Origin of the sequence: Marinobacterium ramblicola (assembly GCF_019084545.1) — a bacterium.
Taxonomy (GTDB): Bacteria; Pseudomonadota; Gammaproteobacteria; order Pseudomonadales; family Balneatricaceae; genus Marinobacterium_D; species Marinobacterium_D ramblicola.
Map to the genome: position 1 here is coordinate 1 of NZ_JAHREP010000040.1, position 14414 is coordinate 14414.

Annotated in this window: 13 protein-coding genes; 6 read left to right on the forward strand and 7 right to left on the reverse strand. The window is 63.2% G+C overall.

From position 1 onward, the window contains the following. Window positions 1-101 precede the first annotated feature (101 nt). Both KQ940_RS21410 and KQ940_RS21415 read right to left on the reverse strand, forming a co-directional pair. Complete coding sequence (locus KQ940_RS21410) at window positions 102-1115, reverse strand: type I asparaginase (RefSeq protein WP_217416688.1); 1014 nt, start codon at window positions 1113-1115, stop codon at window positions 102-104. Then, window positions 1112-2158, reverse strand: a complete 1047-nt coding sequence (locus KQ940_RS21415) for a CYTH domain-containing protein (RefSeq protein WP_217416689.1) — start codon at window positions 2156-2158, stop codon at window positions 1112-1114. Before KQ940_RS21415 ends, KQ940_RS21410 begins: the two co-directional genes overlap by 4 nt. A 228-nt stretch (window positions 2159-2386) precedes the next feature. Between KQ940_RS21415 and KQ940_RS21420 the strand changes: the two genes are divergently transcribed. The 5 genes from KQ940_RS21420 (at window position 2387) to argA (ending at window position 7998) form a co-directional block, all read left to right on the forward strand. Continuing rightward, window positions 2387-3064, forward strand: a complete 678-nt coding sequence (locus KQ940_RS21420; protein WP_217416690.1) for a TIGR00153 family protein — start codon at window positions 2387-2389, stop codon at window positions 3062-3064. 21 nt (window positions 3065-3085) lie between these two features. Beyond that, window positions 3086-4351: an inorganic phosphate transporter gene (locus KQ940_RS21425; RefSeq protein WP_217416691.1), complete on the forward strand. Its 1266-nt coding sequence runs from the start codon at window positions 3086-3088 to the stop codon at window positions 4349-4351. Window positions 4352-4519: 168 nt separating this feature from the next. After that, complete coding sequence (locus tag KQ940_RS21430; protein WP_217416692.1) at window positions 4520-5272, forward strand: hypothetical protein; 753 nt, start codon at window positions 4520-4522, stop codon at window positions 5270-5272. A 186-nt stretch (window positions 5273-5458) separates the two neighbouring features. Continuing rightward, window positions 5459-6604 (forward strand): acetylornithine deacetylase, encoded by a 1146-nt coding sequence (gene argE / locus KQ940_RS21435; RefSeq protein ID WP_217416693.1) that lies wholly within the window; start codon window positions 5459-5461, stop codon window positions 6602-6604. A gap of 53 nt (window positions 6605-6657) precedes the next feature. Beyond that, complete coding sequence (gene argA, locus KQ940_RS21440; protein WP_217416694.1) at window positions 6658-7998, forward strand: amino-acid N-acetyltransferase; 1341 nt, start codon at window positions 6658-6660, stop codon at window positions 7996-7998. A gap of 61 nt (window positions 7999-8059) precedes the next feature. Here argA and KQ940_RS21445 read toward each other — a convergent pair whose 3' ends face one another. From KQ940_RS21445 to ald, 5 genes are all read right to left on the reverse strand, one after another. Beyond that, on the reverse strand, window positions 8060-9427 hold the full coding sequence (locus KQ940_RS21445) for an ATP-binding protein (protein WP_217416695.1): 1368 nt from the start codon (window positions 9425-9427) through the stop codon (window positions 8060-8062). Further along, window positions 9424-10113: a response regulator transcription factor gene (locus KQ940_RS21450; protein WP_217416696.1), complete on the reverse strand. Its 690-nt coding sequence runs from the start codon at window positions 10111-10113 to the stop codon at window positions 9424-9426. Before KQ940_RS21450 ends, KQ940_RS21445 begins: the two co-directional genes overlap by 4 nt. Window positions 10114-10128: 15 nt before the next feature. After that, window positions 10129-10431, reverse strand: a complete 303-nt coding sequence (locus KQ940_RS21455) for a PepSY domain-containing protein (RefSeq protein WP_217416697.1) — start codon at window positions 10429-10431, stop codon at window positions 10129-10131. 4 nt (window positions 10432-10435) lie between these two features. Next, on the reverse strand, window positions 10436-11041 hold the full coding sequence (locus KQ940_RS21460) for a glycine zipper 2TM domain-containing protein (protein ID WP_217416698.1): 606 nt from the start codon (window positions 11039-11041) through the stop codon (window positions 10436-10438). A gap of 115 nt (window positions 11042-11156) precedes the next feature. Beyond that, window positions 11157-12278 (reverse strand): alanine dehydrogenase, encoded by a 1122-nt coding sequence (gene ald / locus KQ940_RS21465; protein WP_217416699.1) that lies wholly within the window; start codon window positions 12276-12278, stop codon window positions 11157-11159. Window positions 12279-12464: 186 nt separating this feature from the next. On the opposite strand from ald, the gene ilvD reads away from it, so the two are divergent. Continuing rightward, the gene (gene ilvD, locus KQ940_RS21470; protein WP_217416700.1) at window positions 12465-14297 is read left to right on the forward strand and encodes a dihydroxy-acid dehydratase; all 1833 of its coding nucleotides are present in this window, start codon (window positions 12465-12467) and stop codon (window positions 14295-14297) included. Window positions 14298-14414: the final 117 nt, after the last annotated feature.

The following is a 14414-nucleotide window of genomic DNA, read 5'->3' on the forward strand; positions in this document are numbered from 1 at the left end:
CGACCCGCACGAGTTCTTCAACAACCCGCAGCATGAACGGACCCAGCTGTTCCTCAGCCAGATCCTCAATCACTGATGCTGGAGCAGCCCTCCACCCTCAGCTAGGAGGACTGTTCAGCACAAAACGCCCGCCGCATCGCTGACGCGATCTCGGCGGGCGTTTTGTTTTGCGCCACCAGCCAGTGCAGTTTGGCAAAGGCCGCTTCCAGGGTCAGATCGGCGCCCGGTATCACCCCTGCACGGGCCAGCGCCGAGCCGGTCGCGTAGGTCCCGTCCGCGACAGCGCCGCGAACACACTGGCTGACATTGACGATGGTAATGCCCTGCGCCACCGCCGCCTCCAGCGTTTCCAGCAGTGCAACGTCGCTTACCGGCGCGTTGCCGACACCATAGCTCTGCAGCACCAGCGCCTTAAGTCCCGGCTGGCTCAGCACCGCCTGCACCAGTGTCGAACCTATACCGGGGAAGATGCGCAGCACCGCAACCGCAGCCGGATCGAACTCTCCGCGAAAAAAGGTCGGTGTCCCGGCGGGTAACAGCAGATCCTGGCGCAAGCGGATATCGATCCCCACCGCACCGAGATGAGGACTGTTCGGCGAGTCGAAGGCCGCCATGGCACTGGTATCCAGTTTCACACACCGGTTACCGCGCAGCAGCAGGCCGTCGAACAGCACACAGACCTCGTTGATCTCACGACGTCCGGCCAGCTCCAGCGCCGCCAGCAGCTGGTTCTCGGCATCGTTGCGGGGGCTGCTCAACGGAATCTGCGAACCGGTCAGAATCAGCGGCTTGTCCAACCCCTGCAACACGAAGGATAGCGCCGAGGCGGTATAGGCCAGGGTATCGGTGCCATGAAGCACAATAAACCCTTGGTAATCCGCGTAGCGCTCCAGGATCGGTGCCGCAATCAGGTGCCAGTGCTCGGGCGTAAGTTCGGCGCTGTCGATCAGCGGCGACAACTCGAGCAGATCGAAGCTCGGCAGCTGATCCAGTCGCTGCCCGAGTCGGGATCGCACCAACAGTTCGAATCCGGCGGCAGGCGCCAGGCCATATTCGGTGGGCACCATGCCGATGGTACCGCCGGTGTGGATCACCAGTATCTGGGCTGCACTCATTCCTCGGCCGCCCCATCGTCGACGATCTGCCACAGCAGCTCACCGGTGGCCAGCGCCAACTGACCCGGCAGGGTCTTGTGCCTCAGTCCCTGCAGCAGTTTCAGCCCCGCCTCACGCTGGGCGCTCTGCCAGGTCTGCGGCATGCAGCTCAGCAGCCGCCAGTCATGTGCCCGCGCCACATCGGCGCGCAGCCGCTGGTACTGGGAGATCAGCACCTGACAGTGCTCGGCCACCTCGGGCAGGGATTCCAGTGCCACCAGCTGAAGATCCAGTGTTCTAGCCAGCGCCTGCAGTGCCTGTTCATCTCCCGCCATCGCAGCCTCCAGTTGTACCGGCCAGGCCTTGAGGCAAGCGCCGATCAACCCGACCAGACTCAGTGTGGCATCGCCATTGAAGCCCGGTTCCACGCACGGCAGGGGCGCTGCAGCGCCCGCCAGTTCATAGCCACGCTGCGCCTTGCTCGCATCGCGGACCTGTACCGGCAGCTGGCGGGCGATCTCCAGCGCCAGATGAAACAGTTGATCGCTCTGCCCCGCCTTCAGCTCCAGCTCCAGCTCATACAGGGGCATGCTTCGCTCACCGACGCGTATCTCGCCGCGATCCAGCGCCACCTCCACCTGCCAGGCACCATCGTCGCTCTCACCGCCAAGCCACCAGAGGTTGCGCTCGAAATTGGTCTCGAACGCCGGTTGCAGCGCTGCCAACAGCGCGTCGTCGCACAGCGCGGGCGGCAGATACTCTCGCAGCTGGCCGAGATCCAGGCTGGGCTCCGGCCGCTCCCACTCCCACTCGCTACGCACCGACAGGCCCGCCTGGCCGCTGCCGGCGCTCTTCAGGGTCTGGATATAGCGCTCGCCGTCGCGGCGGATGCGCAGCGCAACGCGCGCGCGGCGCAGATCCTGAGCCGGGGTGTCGTAGTAGATATTGGTCAGCGTGCGCCGTTCAGGCTTGGCATAGGACAACTGCTCGAGCAGCGGCAGAGCGGCTACCTCTTCGCTGTACTCCGGCAGCAATCCGAGCTTGAGTTCTGTTTCCGATCCCATCGGTCTACCTCGTCGATTCAATACCTAACATTCTAGGGGTGGGGTGGACAACTCTCCAGCTTGCTCGGCGGATTCCGGGCGCTGCTACTGTTGTTCGGTTTCTTATTTCGGTTTTTTTAGCGGCAACAACACTGCTTTGTGACAATTTCACTGCTAATTTATTACAAAAATAGTGTTCCGATCCGTATACTTGCGCCACCTTCTAAACCGGTAAACAGGTACACATCGATGGTCAACAGCCCCATTTTCCAGATGTTCGCCCGTTCCCCGTTCATGCCGATGCAGGAACATATCGCCAAGGCGCAGGCATGCGCCGCTGAACTGGTCCCGTTTTTCAATGCGGTGATCGCGGAGGATTGGGAAGCGGCATCCGAGAGCCAGCAGCGTATCGTCACCCTTGAGCACGAGGCCGACGAGCTCAAGCGCAACATCCGCCAGAACCTGCCCAGCAGTCTGTTTCTGCCGGTGCCCCGCTCCGATCTGCTCGAGCTGTTGCGTATGCAGGACAAGATCGCCAACAAGGCGAAAGATATTGCCGGCCTGGTCCTGGGTCGCAAAATGGGTATTCCCGAACCCTTGCAGAAAGGGCTGGTCGAGTTTCTCGATACTGCCCTGCAGACCAGTGAGCAGGCGAAAACCGCCCTCAATGAGCTCGACGAGCTGGTCACCTCCGGTTTTCGCGGCCATGAGATCGACCTGGTCGAACGCCTGCTGACCGAGCTCGATCGCCTCGAAAATGAAACCGATGGCTGTGAACGCAGTCTGCGCTCTGCCCTGTTTGCCGTCGAGCGCGATCTCTATCCGGTGGATGTGATGTTCCTGTACCAGATCATCAACTGGATCGGCGACCTCGCCAACCGCTCGCAGCAGGTGGGCAGCCGCCTGCAACTGTTACTGGCCCGCTAACCGGCAAGACTAAGGACTCTCATGGAAATCATTACTCAGCATGGTGAGATATTCATCATACTCGCCTGTGTATTCGGCTTTTTCATGGCCTGGGGCGTGGGCGCCAACGACGTTGCCAACGCCATGGGCACCTCCGTCGGCTCGCGCTCGATCACGCTGAAACAAGCGATCGTCATCGCCATTCTGTTCGAGTTCGCCGGTGCCTACCTGGCCGGCGGCGCGGTCACCGCGACGATTCGCAAGGGGATCATCGATCCAGCAGTCCTCTCGGGCAGCCCCGATCTGCTGGTGTACGGCATGCTCGCCTCGCTTCTCGCCGCCGGTCTCTGGCTGCTGGTCGCCACCCACTACGGCTGGCCGGTCTCCACCACGCACTCCATCGTCGGCGCCATTGTCGGCTTTGCCGCCGTGGGCATTTCGGTTGACGCGGTGCACTGGAGCAAGGTCGGCACCATCGTCGCCAGTTGGGTGGTCTCGCCGGTCACCGCCGGGGTGATCGGCTATGCCCTGTTCCGCAGTGTCCAGGCGCTGATCCTCGATACCGAAGACCCCTTCCATAATGCCAAGCGTTACGTCCCCCTCTACATCTTCCTGGTCGGTTTTATCGTCGCCATGGTCACCTTCACCAAGGGGCTCAAGCATATCGGTCTGCACCTGAACTGGGGCCAGAGTGCACTGATCTCCTTTGTCGTCGCTCTCGGCGTCATGGCGGTCGGCGTGTTGATGCTGCGCCGGATCAAGCAGGACCCGGCGGCGGACCGCGAATACCACTTCAGCAGCGTGGAGAAGGTATTCGGCATCCTGATGCTGTTCACCGCCTGTGCCATGGCGTTCGCCCACGGCTCCAACGACGTGGCCAATGCCGTCGGCCCGCTGGCGGCGGTGGTCGGCGTGGTTGCCACCGGTGGCGAGGTGGCGCAGAAGTCGGCCATGCCAACCTGGATTCTGCTGCTCGGCGGTGCCGGCATCGTGGTCGGACTGCTGATGTACGGCCACAAGGTGATCGCCACCGTCGGCACCAACATCACAGAGCTGACCCCGAGCCGTGGTTTCGCCGCGACCCTGGCCGCGGCATCGACCGTGGTCGTCGCTTCCGGTACCGGCCTGCCGATCTCCACCACCCACACCCTGGTCGGTGCGGTGCTGGGCGTGGGTATCGCCCGAGGCATGGCGGCACTGAACCTGCGCGTAGTCGGCACCATCTTCATCTCCTGGCTGGTTACCCTGCCCGCCGGCGCCCTGCTGGCGATCATGTTCTTCTTCATGCTCAAGGGTATCTTCTCCTGAGCCCCCCGGGGGAGTTCACACCTCCCCCGTTTTCCTCCTGCGTACCTCTCACCGCCCGGCTATTGCACAATACCGTATTGGCCGCACCTCATTCGATGTGTAGACTGCATTTGACCCGGCACAAGGTGCCAATGCTATGGAAGCCAACCATCTAAATAAGGGTGCAAAATGCGAAAAATACTGTTGGGTGTCATCTGCGCTTTGACTTTTCTGCTGCCGCAGGTTGGCTGGACGCAATCGGCCAGGGCTAACCTGCCTCCGGCATTGCAGGCCGCGGTGCAGAGCGGAAACACCAATGCAATCGCTCAAGCGATATCGGCGCTATCTGGAGGCAACCCTCAAACTGCCGCAAATCTGGCAAATAACGTCGCAGCATTGGCGGAACAGATGGTGGCAGTAAACCCACAGGCGGCCATCAGCGCCATCCAGGCGGCCGTGGCCGTGGTAAACGCCCAGCCCATTCTGTCCGGTGCTCCGCAGCAGGCGCTGTCGGTTGCGGTAGCAGCCTCGCGAATCATCGTGAACCCGGCGGTTCAGCAGGTTACGCCCCAGAGTGTCGGTGCTCTCGCCGTCCAGCTCAGCCAGCTGGCGGCCACCCCCAGCGTTTATCAAGCCAGCCCAAGTGCCGCGATCAGTATCATGGCAAATGCCTACGCTGCGGTTACCAATCCGGCGGTTTCAGCGGCCGCACCGGAAGCTGCACAACAGGTTGCCACTGTCCTGTCTACTGCCTCGACCGATCCTGCGCTCGCACAGACAAACCCCACCACTGCCGCGCAGATCAACGCAATCTTGGCGGGCCAAGAGCCGCAGACCGTTATCGATAACAATCAGCTAAACAACCAGCAACAGCAAACCGTCGAACCGGTCAGCATACCTGAGTCAAATGGTGGTAGCGGCAGTTCGGCCAGCCCAAGCTGAACCAATCCGATTACCTATGCCACGATCCAGCCAGGGGACGGACTCAGTTCGCCCCCTGCGTCTTTAGAGGCCGCCAGCCGGCCCCGTCACTCTCCCGCTGAATTGTTCCATCGTACATAAGGATCCATACTGGAACCTGCCGGTTATCCGCGGCACACTACTCTCTCTAACAGCGGAGATCACGCCATGCCCCTTCCCGATACGATGACGATGCTGCGCGAGCTGATCGCCGCACCCTCTATCAGCTCGACCACGCCGGACTGGGATCAGAGTAATCTGGCCGTGATCGAACATCTGCACACCTGGCTCGAGGCACTGGGCTTCAACTGCGAGGTGATGCCGGTGCCCGGTGAGCCGACCAAGGCCAACCTGATCGCCACCCTCGGCAGCGGTCCCGGCGGTCTGGTGCTGTCGGGCCACACCGATACGGTGCCCTGCGATCCGCAGTTGTGGCGCTCCGATCCGTTCAAGGTCGAGGAGCGCGACCAGCGCCTCTACGGCCTCGGTACCTGCGACATGAAGGGGTTCCTGGCACTGGCCGTAGAAGCGGCAAAATCCTTCACCGATCAACCGCTGAAAAGCCCGCTGATCATCCTCGCCACGGCCGACGAGGAGAGCTCCATGTCCGGTGCCCGCGCACTGGTCGATGCCGGCCGTCCCAAGGCGCGGGCGGCGGTGATCGGCGAGCCCTCCAGCCTGAAACCGGTGCGGATGCACAAGGGGATGATGATGGAGGCGGTGCGGATTGAGGGCCGTTCAGGCCACTCCTCAGACCCTTCGCTGGGCGCCAATGCGCTGGATGCGATGCAACAGGTACTGAATGAGCTGGCGGCGTTTCGCAGCGAGCTGCAGTCGCGCTATCACAACAGCGATTTCCGGGTCGATGTGCCGACGCTGAACTTCGGCTGCATCCACGGTGGCGACAACCCGAACCGGATCTGCGGCCAGTGTGAACTGGAGTTCGACCTGCGTCCGCTGCCGGGGATGTCACTGGAGGGGCTGCGCGATGCGATCAGCGCGCGCCTGTTGCCGTTCGGTGAGCGCTTCGGGGTCAAGCTGGAGGCGCGCCCGCTGTTCCCCGGGATACCGGCGTTCGAAACCCCGGCCAGCAGTGAGCTGGTCAATCTGGCGGAGAAGCTGACCGGCCACAAGGCCCAGGCGGTGGCCTACGGCACCGAAGCCCCCTTCCTGCAGCAGCTGGGGATGGATACCATCATCCTGGGGCCGGGCTCCATCGATCAGGCGCACCAGCCCGACGAGTACCTGGCGCTGGACCAGATTCAACCGACAATCGATATACTCAAGCAGATGATTACCCGCTATTGCCTCTAAGCTATTGCCTCTAAGCTATTACCTTTAAAACAGGCCTCTGACAGGTTGACCGCGTGAACGACACGACCCAAGACTTCGTTAACTGGTTTCGCCACTCCTCCCCCTACATCCATGCCCACCGCGGCAAAACGTTCGTGGTGATGTTGGGCGGCGAGGCGATCAACGACAGCTATCTCGCCAGCATCGTGCATGACCTGGCACTGCTCAACAGCCTGGACGTGCGTCTGGTGCTGGTGCACGGCGCCCGACCGCAGATCGACGAGCGTACCCGCGAGGCGGGGCTGGAGATCCGGCTGCACCACGACCAGCGGGTCACCGACAGCGAAAGCCTGCGCTGTGTGATCGAAGCGGTGGGCCGGGTGCGCACCGAGATTGAGGCCCAGCTGTCGATGGGGCTGGCCAACACGCCGATGCACGGTGCGCGGATCCGGGTCTGCTCCGGCAACTTCATCACCGCACGTCCGCTCGGCGTGCTCGATGGCGTGGATATGGGCCACACTGGCGAGCTGCGCCGGGTCGATCATCAGGCGATCAAGCAGCAGCTGGACATGGACAACATCGTGCTGATCTCCAACCTGGGCTACTCGCCCACCGGCGAGATCTTCAATATGTCGGTGGAGGAGGTCGCCACCGGTGTGGCGGTAGCGCTGAAGGCGGACAAGCTGATCCTGTTCGGCCAGCAGGAGGGGATCTACGACTCCAGTGGCGATCTGCGCAGCGAACTGCTGGCGGAGACCGCCCGCCGCCTGGTGCACCACTACTCGGCACGGGTGGCTGGCGACCCCGAGCAGCCCTGGAGCGAAACCGCCTGTCTGCTGCAGGCCGCCGCCGATGCCTGCGACCAGGGCATTCCGCGCTGCCATCTGGTCAGCCATGCCCAGGACGGTGCGCTGCTGATCGAGCTGTTCACCCGCGACGGCACCGGCACCATGATCAGCAAGGAGTCCTACGAGCAGGTGCGTGCCGCCGATATCGAGGATGTGGGCGGGATTCTGGAGCTGATCGCGCCGCTGGAGGAGAAGGGTGTGCTGGTGCGCCGCTCGCGCGAGCTGCTGGAGTCGGAGATCGAACGTTTCAGCGTGGTGGTCCGCGATGGCGCCATCATCGGCTGTGCCGCGCTCTACCCCTTCGCCGACGAGGCGATCGGCGAGCTGGCCTGCGTGGTGATCAGCAACGAATACCGGGGTGGCGAACGCGGCGACCTGCTGCTTGAACATATCGAGGAGGAGGCAAAGTCTCAGGGCCTACGCCAATTGTTCGTGCTGACCACCCGTACCGCGCACTGGTTCCTCGAACGCGGTTTCAAACCGGCGCCGCTGGACGCGCTGCCGGGCAAGAAAAAGGAGCTGTATAACTTCCAGCGCAACTCCAAGGTGTTTTTCAAGCAGCTCTGACGAAACACCCTTGGCGGAGATGCCGAACATTAACGCCACGCGGTCAACGCCGGTGGCGTGTTTACAGTGTCGGTAACTGGATCAGGAAGGCAGCGCCGTGCAGATCGACACTGTCCCTGATCTCCAGGGCACCACCGTAGCTGCTGAGGATATCCACCGCCACCGACAAGCCTATCCCCTGCCCTGGTGCCGATGAATCCAGCCGTGCACCGCGCTCGAGGATGGTCTGGCGCCGGTCGGCACTGACGCCGGGGCCATCGTCCGCCACCTCCAGCACCAGCATGCCATCTCTCTGCCGCCCACGCACGAGCACCTGGCTGTGGCCATATTTGAATGCGTTCTCCAGAATATTGCCGAGCAGCTCCATCAGGTCATGCTCATCGCCGGCGAAGTTGATCTCGGGTTCCAACTCCCGGCTCACGGCGATGCGTTTGTCTGCATAGACCTTGGCCAGCGCCGACAGGATACGCGTAATGACCGGCTCCACCGCCACCGGCTGCGCCAGCGGCGCGCCCGGAGACTTCACCGCGCGGGAGAGCTGGTACTGGACGATCTGCGTCATTCGCCCGGTCTGCTCGTTGACCAGCTGACGATAGCGTGCGCCGTCGATCGATTCATTCGCCGCCCCCTGCATCACCGCCAGCGGGGTTTTCAGGCTGTGCGCCAGGTCACCCAGGGTGTTGCGATAGCGTTCGCGCTGGCGCCGTTCGCTCTCGATCAGCCGATTCAGGTTATCGGTCACCGCCTGTACCTCCAGCGGATACACCCCTTTTAACTTGTCCGCCTGGCCCTGCTCGATCTGGCTCAGGTCCTCCGCCAACCGATCCAGCGGCTTCAGCCCCCAGCGCATGATCAGGTACTGCATCAGCAGCGCCAGCAGGTAGACCCCGCCGAGCCAACCCCAGAGCTGGGTGGCAAACGCCTGCATCTCATGGCTGACACTCTCATCGGAGTGCAGCACCGAGACCAGGAAGCGCTGTTCACCACTCACCCCCTCCCAGACAACCGGATACTGGAACAGGAACAGACCATCGGCGGCCAGATGTTGAAACAGGGTCTGGCCAGGCTCGAGATGACTGCTGGGCAGCTCGGCGATCAGCTCCTCGGAGAGCAGTTCGGATGAGGCCGAGCGCCAGAGCAGCTCGCCACCTCGGGAGTGGACCGTGGCGTACAGACCGGACTGCACCTGGCTGAAGCGCGGCTCCTGCACACTGTCGGGCAACCAGATACGTCCGTTGCGCAGTTCCGCCTCGCCCAGCAGCAGATAGACATGTAGTCGGGCCTGGCTTGCCTCCGAGGCCTCCAGGCTGTTGTGAAAGGCGCGCTGCAGGGCGGCGGCAGCGAACACGATCACCACCGGCAACAACACCACCGAGGCCCAGAACAGACGCGCCTTGAGCGAGCGGGGGATCAGCGCCGCAAGTTTCATCCAGCGCTGTCGGACGCTTTCAGCGCAAAGCGGTAACCCAGGCCGCGTACCGTATCGATCGGTTGCAGCGTCTGATCGGGGTCCAGCTTCTGCCGCAAGCGGCGGATAAACACCTCGAGCACATTGGAGTCACGATCGTAATCCTGGTGGTAGAGGTGCTCGGTGAGCTCGGTCTTGGATACGGTCTTGCCGGCGTTGAGCACCAGGTACTCCAGGGTGCGGTACTCATAGCTGGTCAGCTTCACCGGCTCGCCGTTGAGCGATACCGTGCGCGCCGTGGTATCCAGGGTCAGCGGGCCGAAATCGAACTGCGGACGGGCATGTCCCGCCGCGCGCCGCAGCAGTGCATTCAACCGTGCCACCAACTCTTCGATATGGAAGGGTTTGACCAGATAGTCGTCGGCACCGGCTTCCAGCCCCTCCACCTTGTCCTGCCAGTCGCCGCGCGCGGTCAGGATCAGGATCGGGAAGTTACGCTCCTCTGAGCGCCACTGACGGATCACGTCGATGCCGGACAGCTTGGGCAGCCCAAGATCGACGATCGCCAGGTCATAGGGGTATTCGCGACCGAGATAGAGCGCCTCTTCGCCCTCTTCGGCCTCCTCCACGGTATAGCCACGCTCGCTCAAGCCGCTGCTAAGCTGGCGGCGCAGATCGGGATCATCCTCAACGATCAGTAACTTCATCGCTCAACTCCTCGCTCAGGGGTTCAGTATCTCGCCAGACTCGCCATCGACCAGTACATCACGCACCCGGCCGTTGTTGACCAGGCGGATCTGAAACAGGCGCCGCCCATCCCGGGCGACCTCTTCGGCCTTGACCACCTCGCCGCCGAACGCCCGCCGTGCGATCTCTACCGCCTGCTTCAGATCGATGGCGTTCTGCGCCAGTACAAGACCGGTCGGTGCCCATTGCGCCTGTGCCGGCGCCGCCATCAGCGAGGGGATCGCCGCCACCAGCATGACACTCAGCCAACCCAGCACAATCCGCCTCACACGCGACATAGACTCAACCCCTTCTACCGTAGTGTTTATCGATCTCGATATAGCGTCCCGGATGGTTTCGGGTACGCGTCGTATATACCTGGCCGCGATAGATATAACGCACCCAATAAGCGACAGGTTGCTGATGATACTTCAGTTTGTGCCGCGGAACACACTCTTTGCCGCGGTGTCCGTCCCGGTCCCTGCCCCGGTCATGACTGACGATGATATCGGCGCCGACGGAGCCGATCACCGCTCCGGCAACGGTCCCGACCAGTGCATTGTCGTGCTCACGGCCGATCAGGTTGCCGACCGTACCGCCGGCCAGAGCGCCGACGATACGCGCCCGATCCCGGTCACCCCGATCGCTGCGGTCACCCCAATCACTGCGTTCATGACGGTGGCGATCGATACGGCAGTCGCGACCGCGCTTCGGCCAGATCGGCTCCACCTCCAGCACCCGCGCCAGACGCTGGTGTCGGTCATGCTTGTAATAACCGTCGTGATGCTGGTAGTGACTGAGCCCCGAAATCGGACGCTGCTGATGTTCGAACGGACTGGCCTGGACCACCTGGCTGCTGCCCAGCACCGAGAGCAGTGCCAGACCGGCAGCTAATAATTTAGCGTTCATGCTTGCCTCCCTGGGGCATAACCCCGGTGGTTAGCGGCTGGCAGCTCGTTCTGCCAGCCTATGGCGACCAATCTACCCAGCGGCAGATGAATCCAGCATGAACTTTTCCCGGTGTTCAACCGCTTGCCAGCAGGCGCTCCAGATCGCCCAGTTCCAGCCCGAAAGCATCGGCAACGCCGGCGCAATACAGCTGGCCCGCGTGCACATTGAGTCCGGGCGCCAGCCCCGGTACCCGACGCAGCGCTTCGCGCCAGCCCTGACCGGCCAGCGCCTCGACGTAGGGCAGCGTGGCGTTGGTCAGCGCCAGTGTCGAGGTGCGCGCCACGGCACCGGGCATATTGGCGACGCAGTAGTGCACGATACCGTCGACCTCGAAGATCGGGTCGGCGTGAGTGGTCGGGTGGCTGGTTTCGAAGCAGCCGCCCTGATCGATCGCCACATCCACCAGTGCCGCCCCGCGCGGCATCAGTGCCAGCATGTCACGGGACACCAGCTTCGGTGCGCGGGCGCCGGGTACCAGCACCGCGCCGATCACTAGGTCTGCCTGCGCCACCTGCTGGCGGATATTCTCGCCGGTCGAATACAAGGTGCCGACCCGACCGCCGAACAGATCGTCCAGCTCGCGCAGGCGCGGAATCGACTTGTCCAGTATCGTCACCTGCGCCCCCATCCCCTGCGCCACCCGCGCCGCCTGGCTGCCGACCACGCCGCCGCCGATGATCAGTACTCGCCCGGGCGAGACCCCGGGTACCCCGGAGAGCAGCACGCCGCGGCCGCCCTGCTCCTTCTCCAGACAGTGCGCGCCGGCCTGCACCGCCATCCGCCCTGCCACCTCGCTCATCGGCGCCAGCAGCGGCAGCCCCCCCTGGCGATCTTCCACCGTTTCATAGGCGATGGCGGTACAACCGCTGGCCAGCAGGGCATCGGTCTGCGGCCGGTCCGCGGCCAGGTGCAGATAGGTAAACAGCATTTGATCCGGGCCCAGCCAGCTACACTCGTTCAGCTGCGGCTCCTTCACCTTGACGATCATCTCCGCCTCGCGGAACACCGTCTCGGCCTCGGCCACCAACCGCGCCCCCGCCTGACGATAGGCCTCGTCGTCATAGCCGATGGCACTGCCGGCATTCGATTGCACCACCACCTCATGTCCCTGCGCCACCAGTTCATACACCCCCATCGGCGTCAAGCCGACGCGGTACTCATGCACTTTTATCTCCTTGGGCACCCCAATCCGCATATAGACCTCCTGCCATCTAGCAACTACGGTTCTTATTCGCTATCACCGGCAGTCTAGACCTTATTTTCGCCCTTCGGCGATCGCCGGTGACGACTGTCGGCCAGGCGGATACAGCAGCGAAGCGATCTGCTATAATCTGACCCTTTCCCAAATGACAGATCACCCCCAGTTACCGAGGGATCCGAGATGCCAGAGTATCGTTCCAAGACCTCAACAGCGGGCCGCAATATGGCGGGCGCACGCGCCCTGTGGCGTGCCACCGGCATGAAGGATGAAGACTTCCACAAGCCGATCATCGCCGTTGCCAACTCCTTTACCCAGTTCGTACCGGGCCACGTCCACCTCAAGGATATGGGACAACTGGTGGCACGCGAGATTGAAAAGGCCGGAGGTGTGGCGAAAGAGTTCAATACCATCGCCGTCGACGACGGTATCGCCATGGGCCATGACGGCATGCTCTACTCGCTGCCGAGCCGTGACATCATCGCCGACTCCGTCGAGTATATGGTCAACGCCCACTGCGCCGACGCGCTGGTCTGCATCTCCAACTGCGACAAGATCACCCCGGGAATGCTGATGGCCGCGATGCGGCTGAATATCCCGGTGATCTTCGTTTCCGGCGGTCCGATGGAAGCGGGCAAAACCAAGCTGGCCGACCATAAGCTGGATCTGGTCGATGCCATGGTGCTGGCCGCCGACCCCACCGCATCGGACGAGCTGGTCGATGCCGTCGAGCGCTCCGCCTGCCCCACCTGCGGCTCCTGCTCCGGCATGTTCACCGCCAACTCCATGAACTGCCTGGCCGAAGCGCTGGGTCTGGCACTGCCGGGCAACGGCACCGTGGTCGCCACCCACGCCGACCGGGAGCAGCTGTTCCTGCGCGCCGGCCGTACCATCGTCGGGATGGCCAAGCGCTACTACGAAGGCAATGAAGAGCGCGTACTGCCGCGCTCTGTCGGTCTGAAGGCGTTTGAAAACGCGATCACGCTGGATATCGCCATGGGCGGTTCCACCAACACCATTCTGCACCTGCTGGCGATCGCCCAGGAAGCGGAGATCGACTTCACCATGAAGGATATCGACCGCCTGTCCCGCGAGGTGCCGCAGCTGTGCAAGGTGGCGCCCAATACGCAGAAATACCATATCGAAGATGTACACCGTGCCGGCGGCATCATGGCGATCCTCGGCGAGCTGGACCGCGCCGGCAAGCTGCATACCGACGTGCCCACCGTGCACAGCGAGACCATGAAGGACGCGCTGGATCAGTGGGATATCATGCGCAACCCCAGCCCGGAAGTGGTCGAGTTCTACCGGGCGGGTCCCGCCGGCATCCCGACCCAGGTTGCGTTCAGCCAGTCCACCCGCTGGCCGACCCTGGACGGCGATCGTGCCAACGGCTGTATCCGTTCAGTTGAACACGCGTTCTCGCTGGAAGGTGGTCTCGCGGTACTGCACGGCAATATCGCCCTGGATGGCTGCGTAGTGAAGACGGCTGGGGTCGACGACTCGATCCTGGTGTTCGAGGGCAGCGCCAACGTCATGGAATCCCAGGACGAGGCGGTACAGAAGATCCTCAACGACGAGGTGAAAGCCGGCGATGTGGTGATCATCCGCTACGAGGGCCCGAAGGGTGGCCCGGGGATGCAGGAGATGCTCTACCCGACCTCCTATCTGAAGTCCAAGGGGCTGGGCAAGGCCTGCGCACTGCTCACCGACGGTCGCTTCTCCGGCGGCACCTCCGGTCTGTCGATCGGCCACGCCTCGCCGGAAGCGGCCGCCGGCGGCGCCATCGGCCTGGTGCGTAACGGCGACCGTATCCGCATCGACATCCCCAACCGCACCATCGACGTGCTGCTGTCGGATGAAGAGCTTGCCGCTCGCCGCGCCGAGCAGGACAAGCTGGGCTGGAAGCCGGCCAAGGAGCGCCCGCGCAAGGTCTCGGCGGCGCTGAAGGCCTACGCCAAACTGGCCACCTCGGCCGACAAGGGCGCGGTGCGCGACCTGTCGCAGCTCGACTGAGCGACAGCTGGCACAGTGCTACCGAGGGTCGGCCCTAGCGTTTTTGGCTGACCGTCTGCCGCCAGGGAGGGCGGCAGCGAGCCCCCAGGGAGGGGTTTACTGGGGGGGCGCCCAGCC